The organism is Shewanella algicola (genome assembly GCF_014648035.1).
Lineage (GTDB): Bacteria > Pseudomonadota > Gammaproteobacteria > Enterobacterales > Shewanellaceae > Shewanella > Shewanella algicola.
In genome coordinates this window covers 20,795-42,685 of the sequence record NZ_BMQI01000046.1, presented here as the reverse complement: position 1 = coordinate 42,685, position 21,891 = coordinate 20,795, and the positions used below count along the sequence as shown (strand labels likewise).

20 protein-coding genes are annotated in these 21,891 nt (G+C 42.8%); 5 read left to right on the top strand and 15 right to left on the bottom strand.

Annotation, left to right across the window (positions count from 1 at the left end; all coding sequences use genetic code 11):
• Positions 1–1,813: OmcA/MtrC family decaheme c-type cytochrome (locus IEY42_RS17290; protein WP_188926550.1), on the top strand; the 1,813-nt coding region annotated here is incomplete at its 5' end.
• A 497-nt stretch (positions 1,814–2,310) separates the two neighbouring features.
• Here the strand turns inward: IEY42_RS17290 and IEY42_RS17285 are convergent.
• From IEY42_RS17285 to pepA, 7 genes are all read right to left on the bottom strand, one after another.
• The gene (locus IEY42_RS17285) at positions 2,311–3,849 is read right to left on the bottom strand and encodes an MFS transporter (RefSeq protein ID WP_188926549.1); all 1,539 of its coding nucleotides are present in this window, start codon (positions 3,847–3,849) and stop codon (positions 2,311–2,313) included.
• Between the two features lie 138 nt (positions 3,850–3,987).
• The gene (locus tag IEY42_RS17280) at positions 3,988–4,326 is read right to left on the bottom strand and encodes a PBPRA1643 family SWIM/SEC-C metal-binding motif protein (RefSeq protein WP_188926548.1); all 339 of its coding nucleotides are present in this window, start codon (positions 4,324–4,326) and stop codon (positions 3,988–3,990) included.
• A gap of 144 nt (positions 4,327–4,470) precedes the next feature.
• A complete protein-coding gene (locus tag IEY42_RS17275) occupies positions 4,471–7,383 on the bottom strand; it encodes a valine--tRNA ligase (protein ID WP_188926547.1) in 2,913 nt (970 codons plus the stop codon).
• Positions 7,384–7,416: 33 nt separating this feature from the next.
• Positions 7,417–7,866, bottom strand: a complete 450-nt coding sequence (locus IEY42_RS17270; protein WP_188921938.1) for a DNA polymerase III subunit chi — start codon at positions 7,864–7,866, stop codon at positions 7,417–7,419.
• Between the two features lie 666 nt (positions 7,867–8,532).
• Complete coding sequence (locus IEY42_RS17265) at positions 8,533–9,225, bottom strand: hypothetical protein (protein WP_188926546.1); 693 nt, start codon at positions 9,223–9,225, stop codon at positions 8,533–8,535.
• Positions 9,226–9,514: 289 nt separating this feature from the next.
• On the bottom strand, positions 9,515–10,201 hold the full coding sequence (locus IEY42_RS17260) for a substrate-binding periplasmic protein (RefSeq protein WP_188926545.1): 687 nt from the start codon (positions 10,199–10,201) through the stop codon (positions 9,515–9,517).
• A gap of 613 nt (positions 10,202–10,814) precedes the next feature.
• Entirely contained in the window at positions 10,815–12,323 is a 1,509-nt protein-coding gene (gene pepA / locus IEY42_RS17255; protein WP_188921880.1) for a leucyl aminopeptidase, read from the bottom strand.
• A gap of 273 nt (positions 12,324–12,596) precedes the next feature.
• On the opposite strand from pepA, the gene lptF reads away from it, so the two are divergent.
• Positions 12,597–13,709, top strand: coding sequence for an LPS export ABC transporter permease LptF (gene lptF, locus IEY42_RS17250; protein ID WP_188921882.1), 1,113 nt, complete (start codon positions 12,597–12,599; stop codon positions 13,707–13,709).
• Positions 13,706–14,764, top strand: coding sequence for an LPS export ABC transporter permease LptG (gene lptG / locus IEY42_RS17245; RefSeq protein ID WP_188926544.1), 1,059 nt, complete (start codon positions 13,706–13,708; stop codon positions 14,762–14,764). The genes lptF and lptG overlap by 4 nt, the downstream gene beginning before the upstream one ends.
• Positions 14,765–14,877: 113 nt before the next feature.
• Here the strand turns inward: lptG and IEY42_RS17240 are convergent, their stop codons facing one another.
• From IEY42_RS17240 to IEY42_RS17230, 3 genes are all read right to left on the bottom strand, one after another.
• A complete protein-coding gene (locus IEY42_RS17240) occupies positions 14,878–15,387 on the bottom strand; it encodes an RDD family protein (RefSeq protein ID WP_188926543.1) in 510 nt (169 codons plus the stop codon).
• Positions 15,388–15,413: 26 nt separating this feature from the next.
• Entirely contained in the window at positions 15,414–15,668 is a 255-nt protein-coding gene (locus IEY42_RS17235; protein WP_188926542.1) for a DUF2960 domain-containing protein, read from the bottom strand.
• Positions 15,669–15,891: 223 nt separating this feature from the next.
• A complete protein-coding gene (locus tag IEY42_RS17230) occupies positions 15,892–16,413 on the bottom strand; it encodes a GNAT family N-acetyltransferase (protein WP_188926541.1) in 522 nt (173 codons plus the stop codon).
• Positions 16,414–16,515: 102 nt separating this feature from the next.
• Here IEY42_RS17230 and IEY42_RS17225 point away from each other — a divergent pair, with 102 nt between their 5' ends.
• Complete coding sequence (locus IEY42_RS17225; RefSeq protein ID WP_188926540.1) at positions 16,516–17,088, top strand: DsrE family protein; 573 nt, start codon at positions 16,516–16,518, stop codon at positions 17,086–17,088.
• Between the two features lie 16 nt (positions 17,089–17,104).
• Here the strand turns inward: IEY42_RS17225 and IEY42_RS17220 are convergent, their stop codons facing one another.
• From IEY42_RS17220 to IEY42_RS17210, 3 genes are all read right to left on the bottom strand, one after another.
• The gene (locus IEY42_RS17220) at positions 17,105–17,854 is read right to left on the bottom strand and encodes a substrate-binding periplasmic protein (protein ID WP_188926539.1); all 750 of its coding nucleotides are present in this window, start codon (positions 17,852–17,854) and stop codon (positions 17,105–17,107) included.
• Between the two features lie 46 nt (positions 17,855–17,900).
• On the bottom strand, positions 17,901–18,545 hold the full coding sequence (locus tag IEY42_RS17215; RefSeq protein WP_188926538.1) for a DUF2913 family protein: 645 nt from the start codon (positions 18,543–18,545) through the stop codon (positions 17,901–17,903).
• 121 nt (positions 18,546–18,666) lie between these two features.
• Positions 18,667–19,221, bottom strand: a complete 555-nt coding sequence (locus IEY42_RS17210; protein ID WP_188926554.1) for a DUF4136 domain-containing protein — start codon at positions 19,219–19,221, stop codon at positions 18,667–18,669.
• Positions 19,222–19,401: 180 nt separating this feature from the next.
• Between IEY42_RS17210 and IEY42_RS17205 the strand changes: the two genes are divergently transcribed.
• Complete coding sequence (locus IEY42_RS17205; protein WP_188926553.1) at positions 19,402–19,719, top strand: DUF1289 domain-containing protein; 318 nt, start codon at positions 19,402–19,404, stop codon at positions 19,717–19,719.
• 42 nt (positions 19,720–19,761) lie between these two features.
• Here IEY42_RS17205 and IEY42_RS17200 read toward each other — a convergent pair whose 3' ends face one another.
• Positions 19,762–20,352, bottom strand: a complete 591-nt coding sequence (locus IEY42_RS17200; protein ID WP_188926537.1) for a TetR/AcrR family transcriptional regulator — start codon at positions 20,350–20,352, stop codon at positions 19,762–19,764.
• Positions 20,353–20,428: 76 nt separating this feature from the next.
• On the bottom strand, positions 20,429–21,850 hold the full coding sequence (locus IEY42_RS17195; RefSeq protein WP_188926536.1) for a coniferyl aldehyde dehydrogenase: 1,422 nt from the start codon (positions 21,848–21,850) through the stop codon (positions 20,429–20,431).
• Positions 21,851–21,891: the final 41 nt, after the last annotated feature.

The window sequence follows — 21,891 nt, the reverse complement described above, 5'->3', positions numbered from 1 at the left end:
TGATGCTGATGGTAATGGTATCAGTGATAAAATTTTATCAACACCGCTAGATTTTATTCCAGCGACAGGCGAGTTAGCTGTTTCTGAAAAAGATTCTGTGTCTAATGCGGCATGTATTAAGTGTCATAGTTCATTAGACGGTTATGCTGATACAGATATGCGTATCGCTAACATTGGTGCTCACCATAACTATCAAAAAGTTGAAAACTGTGTAGCTTGTCATAACCCAGCTTATGCTGGCGGACAAGATGATCCTGATAAAGGTTATAATGCTAACTTCAATGCCATGATCCACACTATCCATGCTGGACACCATATTGCAGATTCGCTAACAGGTGAAGCTGCAGAAATGTTTGGTGAAATTGGTTTCCCATCTGAGCTAAATGAGTGTACGGCATGTCATGATAATGGCACTCAGTGGAACGACAACGTCTACGAAGAAGCGTGTGTGTCTTGTCACGTTGATGTTGATTTAGCAACGGGTGAAAACCATAACGGTATTGTACCATCAAGTGACGCTGTTTGTTCTGGTTGTCACGGTGCTGGTAGCTTAAGCCCAGTTGAAGCTCACAGTGTTAATCGTCGTGCTGCTTTTGAAGATGGTTTAGTGTTAGACGTCGTTTCTGCTGACGTAGCTTCTGATGTATTAACTGTTGTTATGGGGGTTACCTTAAATGGTGCCGTTGCAGCAGATGGTACAGATTTAACAGAGTACTTGAACAAGAAAGCGTCTGGTGACGATATCTTAATCGGTACACTTGATAGCAATGGCGATTATATTCGTGGATTAAGTGTTAACACTGCATCTAATCCAGAAATGTTTGTTGTTGCCGGTGGCCAGTTAACCTTAACCAAGTCTCTTGCTGCGAATCAACTTGATGGTAAAACAATTTCAGTATCTTCTGAATTGAACATGTGTGGTAACAGCACAACTGACATGATTGTTGAGAACACTATGTTAGCTGATGGTGCAGGTACCGATACTGGTGCTTGTGATGTTGCCGTTCCTGCTAATATCGTCACTAAGTTCTTTAAGTTCGACGCTGTAGCCGCTGTTGGTGCTGAAACTACTACCAACTTACGTTTTGTTAGCCCTGCTCTGACTGCTTATACCGCGCCTACACAGGTGGGTAATGACCGTACAACTGCAGATGAAGCGAAATGTAATGCTTGTCATGAAAACTTATCGCATGTTAAATCACCTAACCATGGTGTGACTAACTTTACCCAATGTGCTGATTGTCATAACAACAACTACCCTGGTTCTTATCATGCAGATGTGTATAAACAGTCTGGTGTAGATGATGACGGCGAGCCTACGTTTGCAGTTGTTGAAGGCCTAGAATATTACAACCGTGATTTAGCTACTGTTGCTCACCGTTTCCATAGTGGTGTCTTTGCTGGTGATACTGGTGCAGGCATCTACTTAGATACAGATGGGGAATTAGTTAACTACCCAGCAACTAAAACCAATTGCCAAGCGTGTCATAAAGATGCCAATTCAGATGGCAATGCTATGGCTTTCTTTGATGGTACTGGTAAGTTGACTTCAGGTAGAACTGCTATTGAAGTAGATGATAATCAATTTGATGGTGTTCCTGGTGAGTTTATTTCTCCAGTTACTGAAGCCTGTCGTAGTTGTCACGCTCACTCTGGTGAAGCAGCGTTAGCTCACTTCAAGAGTAATGGTGCAACAGTATTCGGTGACGGCATTGCAAATGCTGCCGATGTACCAGTTGAATCATGTGCAACATGTCATGCCAATGGTAAAACTTACGGTGTTGATGTTGTTCATGGAAGTTCAGCACACTAAAGTTCAGTACACTAAGTAAATAAAAAATAATTTCTTAATCATCACTTAAGAAAATAACTAAGAGGGAGGCAGCAATGCCTCCCTCTTTTTTTTGTTTGATTTTCAGTGTAGCTAAGGCCGCTTCGCTGCTAGGTTCGCTATGCTGCTAGGACGGACTTCGTCCTGCTAGAAAACAATCTAAGCCAATGTTGCGTTCAGGGGGAGGGACGATTTCGCTGTTAAGATTTTATAGATTCTAGCCGTGTAGCGTCCTAGCAGCGAAGCGATCTAGGCTCTTGCTATGAGATGACAACGTTATTTGGGCTTGCTAACAATAATGGTTGGACTCACTGTTAAGATTTTATAGATTCTAGCCGCGCAGCGTCCTAGCAGCGTAGTGCTCTAGATTCGAGGTTCAAGGAATAAAGCCTGTCATTTTATCGTAGATAGCAAAAGGGAGGCATTGCTGCCTCCCTTGTTGGTATTGATGATAAAGAATTATCTGGTACTACAGGCGATTACGCTGCCGCTTGTTGGCGCTGCATGGTCAATAACCATTTACCGTAAATAAAGATACCCACAGCTGAAATAATCCCGATAGCAGCAATGATATACCATGCCATACCGATGTTATTGGCTTCATACAGCATATGCGTTAACGGTTGTGCTTCCATGCCGGTAAAGTCGACTAAACGCATAAAGGCTTCACCTTGTGGAATCGCATCAACGTCGGTTTGGCTCATGCCGCGGCTGACCAATTCATTCCGTGAGATAATCTCTTTAGAGGCATAAATTTGGTATAGCTTAGGAGCAAAGTAGCCTTCTAATGTCCAACCAATCCCTTGCGGTAACATGACAAAACCTAGGTACATGGCTTTTTTACCTTCAGGGGCGATGTTACCCATAAACTCGTTTTTCTTCGGGCTAATCATCATTTCACCTAAAGAAAACATCACAATGGCCAATACAATCATCCATGCAGCATTAAAGACGCCGACCAACATAATGGCGGTAATACTTAAAATACAACCCACTAACATAGCGGTGGTAATACGGTATTTAGCGGTAAACGCGGCCACTAAAAAACAGGTAGTCATGATCATACCCGCATTGAGGTTTAACATACCCTCAGGCATGACCTTAGTACCGTCATTACTAAGACCTAGCCAGAACTGTAATATGCCGTTGCTGGTGCCTTCTGGGCCAAATAATGAGGTAACGATGATGCTGGTGTCGACCCATTCGGCTATATGAATAGGCAGGACGTCAAATAGCGAGTTATACAAAAACCAAAAGCCAGCAAACACTAACATGTAGTAAAGCACGATAGGTTTTTTAAGCTCATGCAGTGCATCTTTCCATAACGCTTCTTGTTGGATTTCACCTGACTTTACTTTAGCCGCTCTGGCTAAACGCTCGTCTTTACCTGGTTCTTTATAGGCCAATAAAAATAAGAAGTTAAATGAGATGATTGCCGCGCAAGCATAAAACACATTGTCCCACGATAACTGACGCATATGCACAGCTACTAGCGGACCTAAGAAGCCACCGATATTCACGACTTGATAAAATATACCCCACGCCATTGACGTGTTTTCGCGTTTTGTTGACAACACGAGCGTGCCTTGAATACCGGGTTTAAATACCCCTGTACCTGCCGCAAGCAACATGGCTCCGGCTAAAAATCCCCAAAAATCGGGGAAAAACGCCATGGTGAGATAACCCATGATTTTAATGATGGTCGAAACGAAAATAGTTTCTTTATAGCCGACACGGTCAGAAATACCGCCGGTAAACACCGGGATAAAGGTTTGCAGCATAGCCCACACCGCAATGATGATGCCGTAATCGTGTAAGTCGATGCCTAAGCCACCTTCCGACACGGGGGATTTTGCATATAAACCCGCAGACGCTTTTACGCCGTAATAAGCAATTCGTTCAACCAGCTCCATGCCGCCGACGAGCCAAAAAATATACCCTAGACTGGTGATTGATGCCCACATTCCCAGTTGTTTTACTTCACGCAGGTCGTTGCCTGAATGCGAATTAGTGCTCATAAGTCACCCTTTATTATTGTGTGTTGAGTTAACGCAAGACACTCTACCTAAGTTGAGGGAAAATATCCAAAAAACAAAAAGCGGATCGTGAGATCCGCTTTGTTTATTGTATCTTGCTTTTTATCAAGCGTGGGCCGTTTAAGCACCACAGCACTTTTTGTATTTTTTGCCACTGCCGCAAGTGCAAGCGTCATTACGATTAGGCTTGGCTTCAAAACTCACTGACTTAGGTTTATTTAATAACCCTGTTAGTTCAATAATGTTTTCTGCTTTTTCTGCATCGACAGTAATGTTGGCAAATAACTGGTTGTCGGCAACCAATGCCGCGACTTCGTCTTTACGTGCTTCGCTTTGCACCGATAACAGTAATGGTGATAGTTCAGTGCCAGGTTTAGTCGCACGTTTGGTGTTATAACCGCTTTCGCCATATGCAGGCTTTGGGGTTTTGCGACCTTTAAAAAAGAATTTATCAGACATGGTTTTGACCCATTAAATAGAATGATGATATTGGCGCAAGCTTATACAGCAAAAACGCAAAATGAGATATTAAAGTTTGATATAAGTGTAAAATAAAAAACCAGCGATATATCACTGGTTTTTCGTATCAATTAAACTGGTTGATTAGGCTTCTATTTTGGCCAACTCAATTTTTTGCTCGTTTAATTTTTCAATATCACGAGTTAAGCCGGTCATTTTTGCACGTTCTTTTTCAATGACTGCAGCAGGGGCTTTAGCCACAAAACCTTGGTTAGACAGTTTGCCTTCTATTCGGGCAATTTCTTGCGCCAGTTTTTCAAGCTGCTTGTCGATTCGAGCCATTTCAGCAGCAACATCGATTAAGCCTGCCATTGGAATAAGTAATTCCATATCGCCCACTAACTGCGTGGTCGACATTGGCGCTGTTTCACCTTCTTCTAACACTGTAATTGTTTCAAGCTTAGCAAGGCTTGCAAAGAAAGCCTGGTTGGCTTCAAGGCGGATACGGTCTTGGTAGCTTACACCGCGCACTAATGCATTTAGTGGCTTAGACGGTGCAATGTTAAGCTCGGCGCGAATGTTACGCACTGCCACAATCACTTGTTTAACCCATTCCAAATCAGCCATTGCGGTGGCATCAACTTGATCTGCTTGATAGGTTGGGAAAGTGGCCAACATCAAGGTGTCACCTGTTACGCCAGCTAAAGGTTTAACACGTTGCCAAATGGTTTCGGTAATGTACGGCATGATTGGGTGCATTAAACGCTGCATTTTTTCAAGCACGGTCACCAAGGTATGGCGAGTACCGCGCATTTGCGCTTCGCTACCATTTTGCATTACAGGCTTAGTGAGCTCTAAATACCAGTCACAGAATTGGTTCCAGGTGAACTCATATAAGGTGTTAGCCGCTAAATCAAAACGGTATGTAGCCATGTAGTCGTCGAAGGTTTTAACGGTTTGATTAAATAAACCAATAATCCAACGGTCGGCTAATGACAGTTCCATTTCACCTGGTTTGCCATCAACTAAGATTTGGCCGCAATCAAGTGGCGTACCGGCTTCGTCGCTGTCTGGGTTGGTTTGAGTTTCGGTGTTCATTAGCACGTAGCGTGATGCGTTCCATAACTTATTACAAAAACTGCGGTAACCGTCTAGGCGTTTCATGTCCCAGTTAATGTCACGACCGGTTGATGCCATAGCAGCTAAAGTAAAGCGCAATGCGTCAGTGCCGTGAGCTTCAATGCCGTCAGCAAATTCTTTGCGGGTACTTTTTTCAATTTTTGCGGCCAGCTGTGGCTGCATCATATTGCCTGTACGTTTTTCGACTAAGTCTTCTAGTTCAATACCGTCAATCATGTCTAATGGGTCAAGCACGTTGCCTTTAGATTTTGACATTTTATTACCGACTTCGTCACGGATAAGACCGGTCACGTAAACGGTTTTAAAAGGCACCTGTGGTTTGCCGTTTTCATCTTTGATGAAATGCATGGTCATCATGATCATGCGGGCAACCCAGAAGAAAATAATGTCAAAACCTGTCACTAACACGTCGGTTGGGTGGAAGGTTTTTAAGTCTTCTAAATTGTCTGGCCAACCTAGGGTTGAGAAGGTCCATAATGCTGAACTGAACCAGGTATCAAGTACGTCATCGTCCTGGCGCAGCACTGCTGAATCGGCAAGCTTATGTTTGGCGCGAACTTCTGCTTCGTTACGACCTACATACACTTTACCGTTTTCGTCGTACCAGGCAGGAATGCGGTGTCCCCACCATAACTGACGTGAAATACACCAGTCGTTAATGTCGCGCATCCACGAGAAATACATGTTTTCGTATTGCTGTGGCACAAATTTGATTTCACCGGTTTCAACCGCTTCGATGGCTGTTTTGGCCATAGACTCAACCGCAACATACCATTGGTCTGTTAGTAATGGTTCAATGACCACTCCAGAGCGATCGCCATAAGGCACTTTTAAGCCATGTGGTGCCACTTTTTCAAGTAAACCTAAGGTGTCAAACTCGTTAACAATGGCTGTACGTGCTTTAAAACGGTCCAGCCCAATATAGCGCTCCGGCAGTGCCATTTCGACGTCTTTGTTTGGCGTGCCGTCGGTGTTAATCACTTCAACAAAGCTACGTACAGATGCATCTAGGGTGAAGATGTTGTACATAGGCAATGCATGACGTTTACCCACTTCATAGTCGTTAAAGTCATGTGCTGGGGTGATTTTTACACAGCCGGTACCAAATTCCATGTCGACATAATCGTCGGCAACGATTGGGATCAAACGATTGACGATTGGCAATAAAATGAACTTACCAATGAGTGACTGATAACGTTCGTCATCTGGGTGCACGGCTACGGCACTATCACCTAACATGGTTTCAGGGCGGGTAGTTGCAACTTCTAAATAATCTTTACCGTCAGCAGTAAGTGCGCCTTGCGCCAAAGGATAACGGAAGTGCCACATGTGGCCTTGCTTCTCTTTGTTTTCAACTTCCAAGTCTGAAATGGCGGTGTGCAGCTTTGGATCCCAGTTCACCAGGCGCTTACCGCGATAAATTAATTCATCATCATATAGGCGTACAAACACTTCTTGCACAGCTTTTGATAAGCCTTCGTCCATGGTAAAACGTTCACGATCCCAATCAACAGAGGCGCCTATGCGACGAAGCTGTTTGGTGATAGTGCCGCCAGACTGTGCTTTCCAGTCCCATACTTTGTCGATAAACGCATCACGGCCTAAATCATGACGTGTTTTGCCTTCTTCCGCTTCAAGTTTACGCTCAACTAACATTTGAGTAGCAATACCGGCATGGTCGGTGCCCACTTGCCAAAGGGTGTTTTTGCCCTTCATGCGCTCATAGCGGGTGAGGGTATCCATGATTGTGTCTTGGAATGCATGACCCATGTGTAAGCTACCGGTTACGTTCGGTGGCGGGATCATGATGCAATAGTTGCCTTGTGATTCATCGCCATGTGGCTTGAAGTAACCTTGCTCTTCCCAGTTTTGGTAAAGGGCTTGTTCGATAGACTTTGGGTTGTATGTTTTTTCCATAGGAGCGTTATGTTCTCTATCTAAATTAAGTGTTTATTCTGCTAATGCTTGAGTGCTAGGTGTAATGCCTGCACTTTGATATTGACGGTAGCGATTGCGGGCAATGCGCTTGAGCTCATCGTCATTAGCGACAAAATCGATAATATGGGGCAAGTTTACCGCAAAAGTGGGCATGTGGTCTGCAAGATTAATCAGAACTTGGCGACTTTTATTTGGCCCTAAGGTGTCAAAACCAATTTCAACCGGCGCCCCTGTCACGGGGCCTTCACCTTTTAAATTGTGTGGCACAAAGGCATTGGGCTCAAATTGCCACAGTAACTCGTCAATTGCATAGGCTTGTTGCTTGTCTTTGCAATGAATGTAGACGTTTTTTTGCTGACGATAGTGTTGTTCAGCCAACCGGCAGGCCGCCAAATAAAGCGCATCTAATGCACTCATTTGATTATGATTATCAGGCATAAGGTAAAACAAGGCTTGAGTCATGTTGTGCAGCTTTTTACCGGTTAATAATTTGGCCATGAGTTTACACTAAAATCGCTTGCGGGTTAATGGCTGTCTGCAGTGGTTTTTATATGATGTTGGACTCGCTCAATATCCCTAACATCAGTTTAATCGTGCTGATTAAGCCGATATAGAGCGCGATCATAATAGACTTTCTGCGACGTTGAGGTAATAGCTCTTTGATGGATGGACGTTGAGGAGATGATTGCCGTGGCGTTAAGCTTGAACGCCACAATACATACCATCTAATTGATAAATAACCTGAGTTCGGGATAATAAACGCCTTTCAAACAGTCCTTTGCCCTGCTAACTGCGTTGAATCGACTTACAATAGGCTAACTATTGACGCGTCAATTAGCCTTGTTAGCAGAACAAATGACAAGCTTGAAAGCGAGAATGGGTAAGGTGTTGATTTTAAATATTATAAGTTCATTCCTTATCCCGAGTTCAGGTTAAATAATAAAAAATATCATTAATCATTAGGTTCTGTTTACGCCATGGGCCTAGCAGCAATAGTCTGCGATAAACTTGTTGCTCATTAATGGATAAGCTAAAACGAGTCGTAAAGCGGTCGTAACTGACCTCTATTTTGTGATTATCTATGAGATGTGTTTTGTGTTGCTGACGCTCAAATAGCATTACTTGCCCTTAGCGAATTAATTCACATTTTACATGAGTAGGGCTTATGCCTTTGGTGCACTCTTTTAATGCTCTGCGTTGCGCTTTTAACATGGAGTCATAACCAAAACCATAGCCATAGCGAATATGACCACTATCGCTCACTGATACGGCAAGTGCTTTATTGTTTTTAAAGTCTTTAAATTGAATTAACACATCAATCAGCTTTTGATCATTTGTGATGAATTGACATGCTTTAGCTTGCGGGTTTTGTTCACAGACTACTGGATATTGGTCAAATACAGGGTAGGAAATATCGATACTATCAAACCAAGAGGACCAGCTGCTTGCTTGAGTCTCAATTGTAATGTCAGCAGGAACATGAATTTGCAGATGTTGATCGTCAGAATCTTGTTGCCCTAACCAGACTAAGTTGAGTTTATTGTCGTTAGGATGGCCATTGGCAACGAGCACGTCGCCAGCGCAATTGTCACACAGTTGCTCGTCAGCTTTGATGATTGATATTTGGGTTGTGTAGTCAGAAGCACCGCCGCAACTGCGTTCAAAGATAACAGCCTTATACATTTTATCTAATGAAAGTGATTCGGTGTAAACGGTATTACCGCACATGGAGCTGAGTAGCCAGCCCAATAAGATTGCCACTAGTCCATAAAGCGCCAATGCACTAACGATTGTAATGATGATGACTTTTAACGCTTTCACCTGAAGATCCCTTTCTGCGAGTTTTTTATAGATTATGGACTTATCATGCTTACAAACGAGAGAATAAACTTGTTACTTATGTGTAACAAGTTAACAATTGTTTAGGCTATTTTGTTCGCTTAAATGTTTGCCGAACGGCATAGTCGATAGCGGTATTTTTAGCGAATAGAATGAGTAGATGATTAATACCATTCCGCATAAATAAGTGCCCCTGGCTAACGTGTTTAGCACAATGGCCAATGGCGCTGGATTTAAGATGTTGAGTTTTGGAATTTGGAATTTGGGATTTTTAGTGCTGTGCAATACTGAGCTCTTGGGTAAAATATCGGTCATAAATTGCTTGATACTGCCCTGATTTTTTTAGTTCATCAAATGCCTGTTGCCATAATGCAATGTCCTCATCACTGGTGTCGTTTGAAAAAGCAATATACAAGGTTGAATCGTATAATTTAATGGGAGTGCGTTCGATAGTATTGATATCGATATTTGCTGCTTGTGCTAAATAGGGCATGACTAACTCGCTCATTGGAGCAACATCTATGCGGCCATAACTGAGCATCTTTAGGGATTGTAACTGGGCATTGTCGGTACTGAGGTTGGTAAATCCTTGGGCATTTAAGTAAGTGTGATCTGCGTTATCTTGCACCACACCTATATTTTGTACTCGTTTTAAATCTTCTAAATGTGCGAGTGACAACCCAGAATCACGTTTTTGGTAGAAATACACGCCACTGCTAATAATCGGACCGACCCATTTCATTTCTGATTCTCTTTCGGGTCTCTTTGCTACTAAAAATAATGCAGTATTCTTTTGCGACTTGATGAGCTGAAACGCACGCTTAAATGGATACATTTCAATCTTGGCTGTTTGTTGAGTGTTTTGCATCATTGCTTCAATGATATCGATTGAAAAACCACTTAAATACCCATTATCTAAATAAGTAAAAGGAGGTAGTGGGTATGTGATAAATTGCACTTCGGAAGCATTTTTTGCGTATAAATGTCCCGTTGGCGTGAGAGTAAAGCAAACGCTTAAAATTATGACATAAAACCTTGAAAGTAATCGATTCACTTGTTTTTTGCCAGCGCGGGTGACAGGTGCCAAGCATACTTGAGTTTCATTCAATCAATTCCTTATGATTGTGATTTTTATCAAACATTAATTGGTTTAATAAATAAGCTACCATATGGTGTGTTTTTAAACAAATATATTGCTTTATTTTAGTTGTTTACCTTCTTATTTGAAAAAAGGTCTAGCGAATATTTAAGCCTGATGATGTGTCATGCTTGTACTATCAAATATATTTAGTAAAGCTGATAACCAGCAAACTTGATAATCGGTAAATTGACTCTGATTGATGCAGTGTTGGGTTAATCTTTCTAGTGTGAAATATTGAACGAGTAATACCTATATAGATATAGGCCGTTAATTCTTTAGGGACATTCGGAAAACTAGTCTGCTTTATGGCGGGTTATGCTTATGGGCAATAAATATGCTGAAGTTAGCATAATATTTTTTGATTCATATAAGATATAAAAAGGGTAAAGCATGCGCTTTACCCTTTTTATATGCGTTAACCTCAAAAAGGTTATTCGCTAATTTCAACTCCAGCACGATTAATTAAGAACTGGCTTAAAATCGGTACCGGACGACCGGTTGACCCTTTGTTTGCGCCACTGTTCCAAGCTGTACCTGCTACGTCTAAATGCGCCCAGTTGTACTTTTTCGCGAAGCGAGATAAGAAACAAGCAGCAGTAATAGAACCTGCAGGGCGACCACCAAGGTTCGTCATGTCAGCAAATGGGCTATCAAGCATGTCTTGATATTCATCCCATAGTGGCATGCGCCATGCGCGGTCTCCACTTTGCTCACCCGCATTCAATAATTCATGTGCTAATGGATTATGCGAGCTAAACAAACCTGAAGCGTGTTTGCCTAATGCAATCACACAAGCGCCGGTTAAGGTTGCTGTATCGATAACCAATTCTGGCTCGAAACGCTCAACGTAGGTTAATACGTCACATAATACTAAGCGGCCTTCAGCGTCGGTATTTAATACTTCAACCGTTTGGCCAGACATGGTGGTTAAAATGTCACCTGGACGGTAAGCGTTGCCAGCAGGCATGTTTTCACAACCGGCCAGTACACCAATCACATTGATAGGCAACTTCATTTCACACAATGCTTTCATGGTGCCGATAACACCTGCTGCACCACCCATGTCGTATTTCATTTCATCCATGGCTTCGCCAGGTTTTAATGAAATTCCGCCCGAGTCAAAGGTTAGCCCTTTACCCACTAATACAATCGGTTTTTCAGTGCTGTTGACTGCGCCCTGATATTCCATCACGGTCATGATAGATTCGTTTGAGCTAGCACGGCCTACGGCAAGGTAAGAGTTCATGCCTAATTTGGCCATTTGCTCTTCACCAATGGTGGTGACTTTAAGGTTTTCATGTACTTCAGCCATTTGACGTGCTTGTGACGCTAAATAAGCTGGATTACAAATGTTAGGTGGCATGTTTGCCACATCGCGGCATAAATGCATACCCGCAGACACTGACGTGCCGTGTTCAATTGCGCGCTCGCCAATGGTCAACTCACGGCGTGTTGGTACATTAAATACCATTTTACGCAGTGGACGACGAGTTTCACCCTTGCGGGTCTTTAATGCGTCAAATGAATATAAGCTGTTTTGAGTCGCTTCAACGGCTTGACGAACTTTCCAGTAGGTGTCGCGGCCTTTGACATGCAGCTCTGTTAAGAAGCATACTGCTTCCATTGAACCGGTTTCGTTCAAGGTGCTAATGGTTTTGGTGATAATTTGTTTGTATTGACGCTCGTCTAACTCACGCTCTTTACCACAACCTACTAATAACACGCGCTCACTCAATACGTTTGGTACATGATGCAATAGCAGCATTTGTCCTGGTTTACCTTCAAGGTCACCACGACGAAGTAGGTTACTGATGTAACCTTCACTGATTTTATCCAATTGCTCTGCGATACCAGACAAACGGCGGGGTTCGTAGACACCAACAACGATACACGCTGAACGTTGTTTTTCGGGGCTGCCGCTCTTTACGCTAAACTCCATGAGCACTCCTAGATTCTTAAAGACAAATTTTTATATTTATTAGATAATGTTTGCATTAGGCCATCTGGCATATATTCAACGAAAAGGTGTTAACTGTTTGGGATTATTAACTAAAAATAGGCGAAAATTGACAGCCAAAATAGATGTTAACCACGACCCCAAAGCACCTTCCGCGCTGGTCAGAAAACTAGCAAAACTTCTGAAAGTAGACAGTTTACATGAAAGTTGCTCTGATACCAGTAAAAAGATAAGTTTAGCCACCGGATCCTACTTGTGATTGTATTTAGATACCTGATTGGTGAAGTTTTAAAAGCGCAATTTGCAGTACTTTTAGTACTGTTAACTATTTTTATCAGCCAACAATTTGTGCGCGTGTTAGCCGACGCTTCTGACGGCGAATTTCCTGCATCGTTAGTGTTGACGTTATTGGGGTTGAATTTGCCTCAGTTGACGGTGTTGGTGCTTCCTCTTAGTTTCTTTTTAGCGATTTTATTAGCCCATGGGCGAATGTATGCTGAAAATGAAATGGTGGTTTTGCATGGCGTGGGGGTCAGTGAGTGGTATGTAACTCGGGTGACATTGCTGCTGGCGTTAGTTAACCTCGTCTTTACGGCTTATTTGTCTATTTATGTTGGCCCATGGGCAGAAGAGCGCCAAAATCAGGTGTTAGAAAAAGCCCAGTCTGAAGCCGGACTTGCCGCATTAACTCAAGGGCGCTTTCAAACCAGCCCTAACGGTCGAGCGGTGTTATTTGTTGAAAAGATTAATAAAGATAATACTCTCAATAAAGTGTTTGTGGCGCAATTACCTGATCCAGAAGATGAAGATGGCTTAACTAATCTTGTGGTTGCTCAGCAAGGACGAGTCACAGAAGACGATATCGGCAGCCAACAATTAGAGCTTGAAAAAGGGGTGCGTTATCAAGGCAACCCTAAGTCACTGGATATACAAGTTATTGAGTTTGGTGGCTATAAAATGGAAATTAAAGAGCAAGAAATCGATGAGCGTAGACGTAAATTGTCTGCATTGCCTGTCGATGAACTGCTGGCGACACCTGGCTCTGAAGCCGTGGCCGAGTTTCAATGGCGATTAGCGATCCCTATCGCCATTCCATTAATGACCTTAATTGCAGTGCCGCTGGCTCGGGTGAATGTGCGCCAAGGTAAGTTTGCAAAAATGTTCCCTGCTATTTTATTGTATTTGGGCTACTTTGGCTTAATGGTCGCAGGACGTAAAGCGCTACAAGATGAGGTTATCCCATTGTCGTTGGGGATGTGGTGGATCCACGGTTGTGCATTGATATTAGGGTTACTGTTGTTAATTAAAGAACGGCCATCTGGAATGAAATTGCTCGGGTTTTTTAAGCGTAAACAGGTGGCAGGATGAAAATTTTAGACCTTTATATTGCTCGCATGATTGTGAGTACGTCAGCCTTGTGTTTGCTTATTTTAACCGGATTGTCGGGCATTATTAAGTGGGTTGATCAGCTGCGCGTTGTTGGACGAGGCAACTATACCATGATGGATGCCGGCGTTTATGTGCTGTTTTTAGTGCCTCGTGATATCGAAATGTTTTTCCCCATGGCCGTTTTACTCGGTGCATTAATTGGAATGGGCATGTTAGCGTCCAACTCGGAACTTGTTGTAATGCAAGCTTCTGGTATGTCGCGTTTGCAAATCACTCAATCGGCAATGAAAACCGCAATACCGTTAATGATAATGGTGATGGTGCTCGGTGAATGGGGGGCTCCAGTTGCAGAAAAAAGCGCAAAGGAACTCCAAGCCGTAAAAGTGTCGGGTGGCAGTTTAATTAAATCAAACCGTGGTATTTGGGCTAAAGATGGCGATATGTTTGTCAATATCGGCGAAGTGCAAAATGTAGATATGCTTAACTCTGTTAGCTTGTATAAGTTTAACGATAGTCTTGAGTTAAGGTCGGTGACGCATGCTGAAAAAGCCGTATTTACCGGTGATTTATGGCAATTAAGTGGCGTTGAAAATACGTCTGTGCAAGAAGATAGAGTCGTTCGTGAATTTTTAGAAACCGATGAATGGCGGTCAACGTTAACGCCAGATAAGCTCAGTGTTGTGTCGGTAAAGCCTGAATCGTTATCGATTAGAGGATTGGTTGATTATCTTGATTACCTCGAAACTAACCAGCAAGACCCTAGCCGTTATGAATTGGCGTTATGGCGCAAAATTATGCAACCAATCACGGTGGCGGTAATGATGTTGGTGGCGTTGTCATTTGTATTTGGTCCGCTGCGAACGGTCACTATGGGGGCTCGGGTATTGTTAGGTGTAGTGGCTGGGTTTAGTTTTTATATCAGCAACCAGATATTTGGCCCTATGAGTCTTGTGTATGAGTTACCCGCTTTTGTTGGGGCTGTAGCACCAAGTTTGTTATTTACCGCTTTAGCCATATATTACATTCGTAAATAATCATGTCGCATGATCGAATACAGAAATGGCAACCTATGGGTTGCCATTTTTATTCGCAAGTTAACCTGTATATGATTATATTTCTACAAAATCAACACGTTAATTTGATGTTTTTATGCGCCGTGCCAATTGCGCATTTGATTAGCTTCAACCGACAATACCACCACTTCTGAGCGGGTTATCATATCTTGCAGAGCCAGTTTATCGTCGTTGATTAAAATCCATAAGTTACCTATCCCTAACAAAGACCACACCACCCGAGCGCAAGCGGTAATAAAGCTGAGGTTTTGACCATTAGGATGCTGTACTTTTAAACGCCATGCTCGCATCCCTAAAGTTTGACCGCCACGGCTCCAAAATATGGCGTAAAAGCTGCAAACACACAATGCCAACCATAATTGATATAGCCCATGGTAAAGCGGTGTGTTATTGAGTAAGTCTGAGGTATGCTCAAAGCCGTTCATTGCAATCACCCCGGTGCTTTGTAAAGCAAAAAATACCCCAAAACCAATGCCACCGGCAAACATGTATACCGCGACGGCCAACAATGAATCGTAAATGATAGCGCCAACTCGACGAACAAAGCTCGCTCGAGGAAAGTTGGCATGTTCTGAATTTAACATTGATATTCCTTAATGCTCAGTTGAGATTAGATTTCATCGTCTTCGCGAACAAACTTAATACTGGTAAAACCAAAGCGTGCAAATTCGGTCTTACGATACTCTTTTTCAGCTTTGGCGCCTTTTTTGGAGGTTAATGCGATTTGTTGCTCCATGGCGAGAAATTTTGTTAAATCTATCCCTTCCGCTTCAGCGGCGGCTTCATAAAGGTCATGGTGGATGTCATAGCTAAAGGCGATGGTTTTGGTTTGGCCTTTAAAGGTATAAATTACTTGGCGCGCCATGGCGAACTCCTGAAATTAATGTCATTTACATTCAAAAATAAAAAGATAGCCCTTAATCAATATCATCTAACAGATATGTTTTCGACGATAAGGACCCAAACGCAACCGGTGCGCTGATAGTGTGGTTAGATAGTGTGGTTGATTGTCCCACGTTAGCTCACTGATAACCAACTAGAACCCTAATCAGTTGCCATAAATCGCACACTTTATTTTGTTCACCACTCTAATCGAGGGTTAAATACAGGTAACACGCATCAGCAGGATAAGTCTTTAAAGCAGCTTTTAATGTTGAGGATGGGGTTGCGGGTAAAAAACCTTGTGCTTGCCAATAGCCTTTTGCTCCCTGAACGGCAACCAAACCAATACCGTGTTTAGATAATTGAGTCGCTTGGTTAATCACGTACTCGAGTAACTGTTTACCCAGCCCCATACCTTGAGCCGCTGGCGAAATCGCCATGTCATGTAAATACCAGCTATGACTCTTTATTAGGGTAATGGGGGTGTCTAAAGACGGTGCATCACCCTGAGGCCAGGGGTGGACTAATGCATAAGCAGCAATGTTTTCAGATTGCTCAACGACCAGGCATGTCGTTGGCGACGCTTGCCATTTACTTTGCATGACCGCAAGGGACTCTGGGGTTAATTCAATATAACATTGCGCCTGAATAGCCATTATTGCTGGCCAGTCTGAAGCAGTGATTGGGCGGATTGACATATCATTTAGGCTGTCGCGTAGTTTAGGCACGATTATACCATAATCAGCATAAAATCTACGCGTTAATCTGTGCTAAAGTGAGCCCAGAGCAGCCAATGACAGGCCAAATAATAACAACGACAAGGATAAAATATGCATCAAAGCTTATCTCTTTTTGCTAAACGAACACTGTATTGTGCCATGATAAGTGCATGCTCTTGCGCCCATTTTATGGCCGTTGCGGGTATGGAAGAGTTTAAATCTGGCACTGTGATCACTGAGTACGGTAAAGTGGCAACCATTGAGAGTAACTTGGCAATCCCTGCAGGAATGAAGTTTAAGGTGGCTTTTGATTTAGGCGCATCGGCTAAACCCGGTGAGTTGAATCGTCGTATCGATACCCTTGCTCGTTTTATTAATATGCATGTTGCTGCAGGCGTTAAACTGGAAGATATTTCGCTGGCGATGGTGGTGCATGGTCAAGCGGCAAGCGACATGACTCAAGAGCACTACTATCAGATGTTAAATACTGGAAAAAATAATGCCAATAAAGACCTGATTGCACAGTTGGTGAAGGTTGGGGTTAGGTTTTATGTGTGTGGTCAAACGGCGGCGTATTATGGTATGAGTCAAAAGGATTTATTACCTGGTGTTGACATGGCGTTGTCTGCATTAACAGCCCATGCGGTATTAGCCCATGAAGGCTACAGCGTAAACCCATTTTAAGCGTTTACGTTCGGTATTACTCAGTGTGCTCAAATACTGCTTGCTGGGTATATTTATCGATAATACGTTCAATCGTGCCGTTAGACTGCAGCTCAGCGATAGCAGCATTGATATTGGGTAATAATGCTGCGTGTTCTTTTCTTAGTCGCATGACTAAATAACCTTTTGAATGGAGCGCAGCAAGCGTGATAGGGCGGTTGAGCTGTTTAGCCCAATATAGTGCGGGCAAGTCACCTGAAATTGCCGCTTTAACGCGGTCTTTATAAAGTGCTTTTATGAGTTCTTTTTCTGAGATGAAATCCACCCGGGTGAACTCTGTGTCATTATGATACAAGTAACCACCAATTGTACCAATTTCTTGGCCTTTTAGGTTGTCGTTACTTTGCCAATTTTTAGCGTTAGACGCCAGTGTAATGACATGCTCTTCAATGGCGATAATGGCAGACGACTGCACAAATAATTCGCCTAAATCGGCATTAGGAAACCAACTAGGGCTAACAAAATCGAAATCTAACCAGCCTTTGTCTAATGCATAGTTGGTTCGTCTTGGCGGGAAGTTGTGCTTCTCAATGTTAATATTCGCTCGAGCAAGTAAAAGGGGAACTATCTCACCCAAAACCCCAGGGGTTTCTGGTGATTTTGGTATGTAGTAAGGCACCCAGCTACTCGAACCATTAACGTTATATTTGAGCACCGTATCGGCAAAAGTGAATCCAGAGATAAAAAATAGCACCACACAACTCATCAAAATAACGCTTTTTTTCATGGAGCCTCCTCACATGCCATGTGTGCCCACACTACACAGCTTGGTTTTAATATTGCTCAAGACACAATAAACATAAACTTGGGTGCAGGTTTTTAGGTCGTAAGATGTAGGTTTTGTGGTGTTTAATCAATGTGGTTTTCTTATTACCTTGGCTCAGTAATAAGCCCTGAGTTAACGCAAGTTGAGCGACGACTTTTTCATCGCCACGTATATACATTGAAATCGGCTTAACAATCTTGTCATCAACAATGTGTTGATTAAAAGCTGTGGCAGAGATAATTAAGCTAGATTGCCCATCACTGTCTAATTTAAGTTTAGCGTCTATATCAGTATCGGTGATGATAACCCATTGCTTAGCCGCTAATTCTGTTAATAAGTTTTTAAGCCCGGTACCTGTCGCAATAGGGCTGTTATTGGCCTGCTGATATTGGTCTGCAATGCAGGTGAGCAAACGTTTTAGTTGCGCCCCAGCCCCTTGACTTCGAGCTTGGCGGATCCACGCGGTTAAGTCGTCGGCAACCAATTTAGAAAAACGCTTTGTTTTTAACGATTCAACCATCCAATTACATAAAAAATGGCTTTCTTGCGCAGGCGTGCGTTGGGCTTTGTGTTGTGATGCAGAGGTATTGATGGCATCAATGCCGGCAAGTGCTAATGCCAGTACGGCTTGGTTATATGTTTCGGTGGTCATGTCAACAAATCGATAAAGTAGAATAGCGGCTAGTTTAACGTGCAACCGTTAATTGCTAAATAGATTTTTTTACAATGCGATGGCCGTTGTTACATTTGCGGTTAACAACGGCCAAAAGTGGTTATTTTTGTGGTGGGAATTGCGCCAAAATTGCCGCAACGGTTTCGTTAATACCTTTGGCCTTATCTTCGCCACCTTGATCAAAATGATACTGGCCATTACCGCGCCAAATTAAGCGCTTATCTGTAGAATCAACGATATCGATTTGGATGGTTTGGGTTTTGGCGGTGTTGCTGCCAAGCGGGATCCCAATGCTGGTACCAAGACCAATACCGCCTTTAGCGCCCCAAGTGCCAGAGCCTAAACCGATAGAAAGGCTAGAGTCTTTTTCTTTATCTTGAGTGACAAACGCATAGTTAACTATAAAATCGCCCCCCTCTGGTTGATAAACAAATCCCTGGTTTAACAAACTTTGCTTGATATCGGCATTAATTCTGTCGGCTGTTAGTGGGTCATTCGTTTGTTTAACACTGAGTTGGCTAAACGTTTTAAGTGCGGCGAAATCATAATTAACATCATAGTCTTGTTTAGGCTTTGTTGTGCATGCCGCGAGGATAAATAAGCTACATATTATTAATGTCAGGCCGTGCCAGGTTGGACTGCTTCCTCTTAACATGGAACGCTTTGATGTTGTCATAAGACCTCCTAAAACGTGTAATAATGTACAAAATTAACTCAATTAGTATAACCTTAATATACAACGATTGTTGGCCTGTATATTTTTTAGGCCTTTATGACTATATCGCATATCAATAAATAGTCTGCTTTTTATGTACTGGAGTTAATCTTACTGATGATGGAACAGTTAAGCTTTTTTGCCGTACCCAGCCCTTGTGTCGGTGTTTGTCAGTCTGACAGACGCGGTTATTGTGTTGGATGCCTGAGAAGCCGTGATGAGCGTTTCAATTGGATGAGCTACAGTGAGTTACAAAAACAAGATGTTATTCGATTATGCTTACAGCGCAAGCGTCGACGCCAATATGCAATGCATAAGGCTAAGCAACAAGAAATGCTTAACCAGCAAATCGCACATACAGCGCAATTAGATTTTGAAGATAATAACGACTCAGCCGCAGATGATGTTGATTTAGCGAGTTTTGATTTAGATGGTTAATGTTTTTAGGTCGTTATAACTTAGCTCGCGGTCAGTGAGGTGTTACTGGGCTTTCATCGCATGCCAAAACAGTTTAAAGCTTGCACTGCGATGTTGCTCGTCACTACCGAGTTGTGGATTGTCTGTAAAGAAGCGGATAGCGGCTAAGTACTGCCCATGACAGTTTTCCAGTAATAATTCGCTGGGGAAGTTGGCAATAATGCCTTGCTGCTTGCCTTGCTCAATCAACTCAACCACAAAGCCTAAAATGCTTGTCATCGCTTGCTTTCTCACCGCAACATCAATATCGGCTGACATTGAATATTGTAAAAAGAATAATTGCTTAAGAGGTTGTGCGATAGCCCAATCAATGGCTTTTTGCCATAGGTTATTGGCGTCTTTTTCAATGTCACCAGATAACTGAGTATTGCTTACCATATTATTGGCAAACTCTTGTTTTATTGATAGAAACAATTGACTCATTATGTCATTTTTGGTCGAAAAATGATGAAATAATGTCCCGGTTGCCACCCCAGCAGCTTTGGCAATTGAGGCAGTTGATGTTGCATTAAAGCCTTTACTGACAAAAAGCAGCAATGCAGAGTCTAAAATAGCTTGTTTTTTATCTGTGGTGGTCGTGGTTTTACTGCTCATTAAGTTAAAAGTGCCTGTGGTTGAAAATGATTAGCTGCCCAGAAAATGTCTATAAACTGCCTGGGCAGCAGCGTTGTTAACGCAAGAAAAACTTCATTAATAGTCGTTGAATGAGCCCACCATAAGGAGGGTGTACAAACACGCCAGTGTTGATTTTACCACTGTTTAGCACCGTCTTAGCGTGGCTAAAGGTTAAGAAACCTTCTTTACCATGGTAATGTCCCATGCCTGAAGGGCCGATACCACCAAATGGCGCGTCGTCTGCCGCCACGTGAAATACCGTGTCGTTAATACACACACCACCGGAATGGGTTTGCTGTAAAATATGTTGTTGGATTTTATCATCAAAACTCATTATGTATAACGCCAGTGGTCGGTCTCCACGGTTAACATAACCAATGGCCTCTGACACATTTTGATAGCTAATGATCGGTAATAGTGGCCCAAAAATCTCATCTTGCATCAACAACATGTCGTCTGTTGTGTCGATAATCAGTTGCGTTGCTAATTTTCTACTATCGGCCGAAATAGGGTCATCCGTTGCGGATATGACTTTTGCACCTTTTGCTTTAGCATCGTCAAGAACTTTTAATAAGCGCTGATATTGGCGGTCATTAATGACATTGCCGTAATCTTGGTTGTTAACAAAATCAGGGTACATTTTGTTAAAACGAGCGCGATAAGCTGCAATAAATGCATCTACTTTGTCGGCAGGGCAGAGCACATAATCAGGGGCAACACAAATTTGACCGGCATTTAAACATTTACCAAAAATGAGTCGTTCAACAGCGGTGTCTATCGCCATATCTGGCGCGATTATCGCTGGTGATTTACCGCCTAACTCTAACGTTACAGGGGTAAGGTTATCGGCTGCTGCTCGCATAACATGGCGCCCTACAACGGTAGAGCCGGTAAATAAAATATGATCAAAAGGCAGAGATGAAAACTCTGCGGCAACTTCCGCTTCACCTTCAACAATAGCCACTTCGGAGGTGTCAAAAATAGTGGCAAGTAATTGGCGTAACACGGCATTCGTTGCAGGGGTAAACTCAGACATTTTGAGCATGGCACCATTACCAGCGGCTATGGCCGTGACTAATGGTCCCATCGATAACATGATCGGAAAATTCCACGGCACGATAATACCAATCACACCTAACGGTTGATATTGCACTGACACTTTTGAGGGCGATAACAGCATCCCTGCATGACGTCGGCTAGGTTTCATCCACGATTTAAGGTGCTTAATGGTGTAATTGATATTATTAACGCACGGCATGATGTCTGAGATAACGGTGTCATTTGAAGAGCGGTGACCATAATCGAGATTGAGGGCATTAATTATCGCTTGTTGGTTATCGAGCAATGCGATTTTAAGTTGGGCTAATTTGTCGACGCGAGATTGATAACTCGGTGCCGGTTGCGACAAATAACGGCTACGTTGTGTGTCGAGTAATTGCGCGAGTGAGTTTACTGTCTGATCAACTGCCATGTTCATTATTGTTCTCCGGCTGAGTGTCTGAGTCGGTTAATTGTGCC

Bases quoted from the DNA above. Each gene is read 5' to 3' on its own strand.
- IEY42_RS17285 (WP_188926549.1), bottom strand. From the start codon at position 3,849: ATGAGCACTAATTCGCATTCAGGCAACGACCTGCGTGAAGTAAAACAA.
- IEY42_RS17280 (WP_188926548.1), bottom strand. From the start codon at position 4,326: ATGTCTGATAAATTCTTTTTTAAAGGTCGCAAAACCCCAAAGCCTGCA.
- IEY42_RS17275 (WP_188926547.1), bottom strand. From the start codon at position 7,383: ATGGAAAAAACATACAACCCAAAGTCTATCGAACAAGCCCTTTACCAA.
- IEY42_RS17270 (WP_188921938.1), bottom strand. From the start codon at position 7,866: ATGACTCAAGCCTTGTTTTACCTTATGCCTGATAATCATAATCAAATG.
- pepA (WP_188921880.1), bottom strand. From the start codon at position 12,323: ATGGAGTTTAGCGTAAAGAGCGGCAGCCCCGAAAAACAACGTTCAGCG.
- lptG (WP_188926544.1), top strand. From the start codon at position 13,706: ATGAAAATTTTAGACCTTTATATTGCTCGCATGATTGTGAGTACGTCA.
- IEY42_RS17240 (WP_188926543.1), bottom strand. From the start codon at position 15,387: ATGTTAAATTCAGAACATGCCAACTTTCCTCGAGCGAGCTTTGTTCGT.
- IEY42_RS17235 (WP_188926542.1), bottom strand. From the start codon at position 15,668: ATGGCGCGCCAAGTAATTTATACCTTTAAAGGCCAAACCAAAACCATC.
- IEY42_RS17225 (WP_188926540.1), top strand. From the start codon at position 16,516: ATGCATCAAAGCTTATCTCTTTTTGCTAAACGAACACTGTATTGTGCC.
- IEY42_RS17220 (WP_188926539.1), bottom strand. From the start codon at position 17,854: ATGAAAAAAAGCGTTATTTTGATGAGTTGTGTGGTGCTATTTTTTATC.
- IEY42_RS17215 (WP_188926538.1), bottom strand. From the start codon at position 18,545: ATGACCACCGAAACATATAACCAAGCCGTACTGGCATTAGCACTTGCC.
- IEY42_RS17210 (WP_188926554.1), bottom strand. From the start codon at position 19,221: ATGTTAAGAGGAAGCAGTCCAACCTGGCACGGCCTGACATTAATAATA.
- IEY42_RS17205 (WP_188926553.1), top strand. From the start codon at position 19,402: ATGGAACAGTTAAGCTTTTTTGCCGTACCCAGCCCTTGTGTCGGTGTT.
- IEY42_RS17200 (WP_188926537.1), bottom strand. From the start codon at position 20,352: ATGAGCAGTAAAACCACGACCACCACAGATAAAAAACAAGCTATTTTA.
- IEY42_RS17195 (WP_188926536.1), bottom strand. From the start codon at position 21,850: ATGAACATGGCAGTTGATCAGACAGTAAACTCACTCGCGCAATTACTC.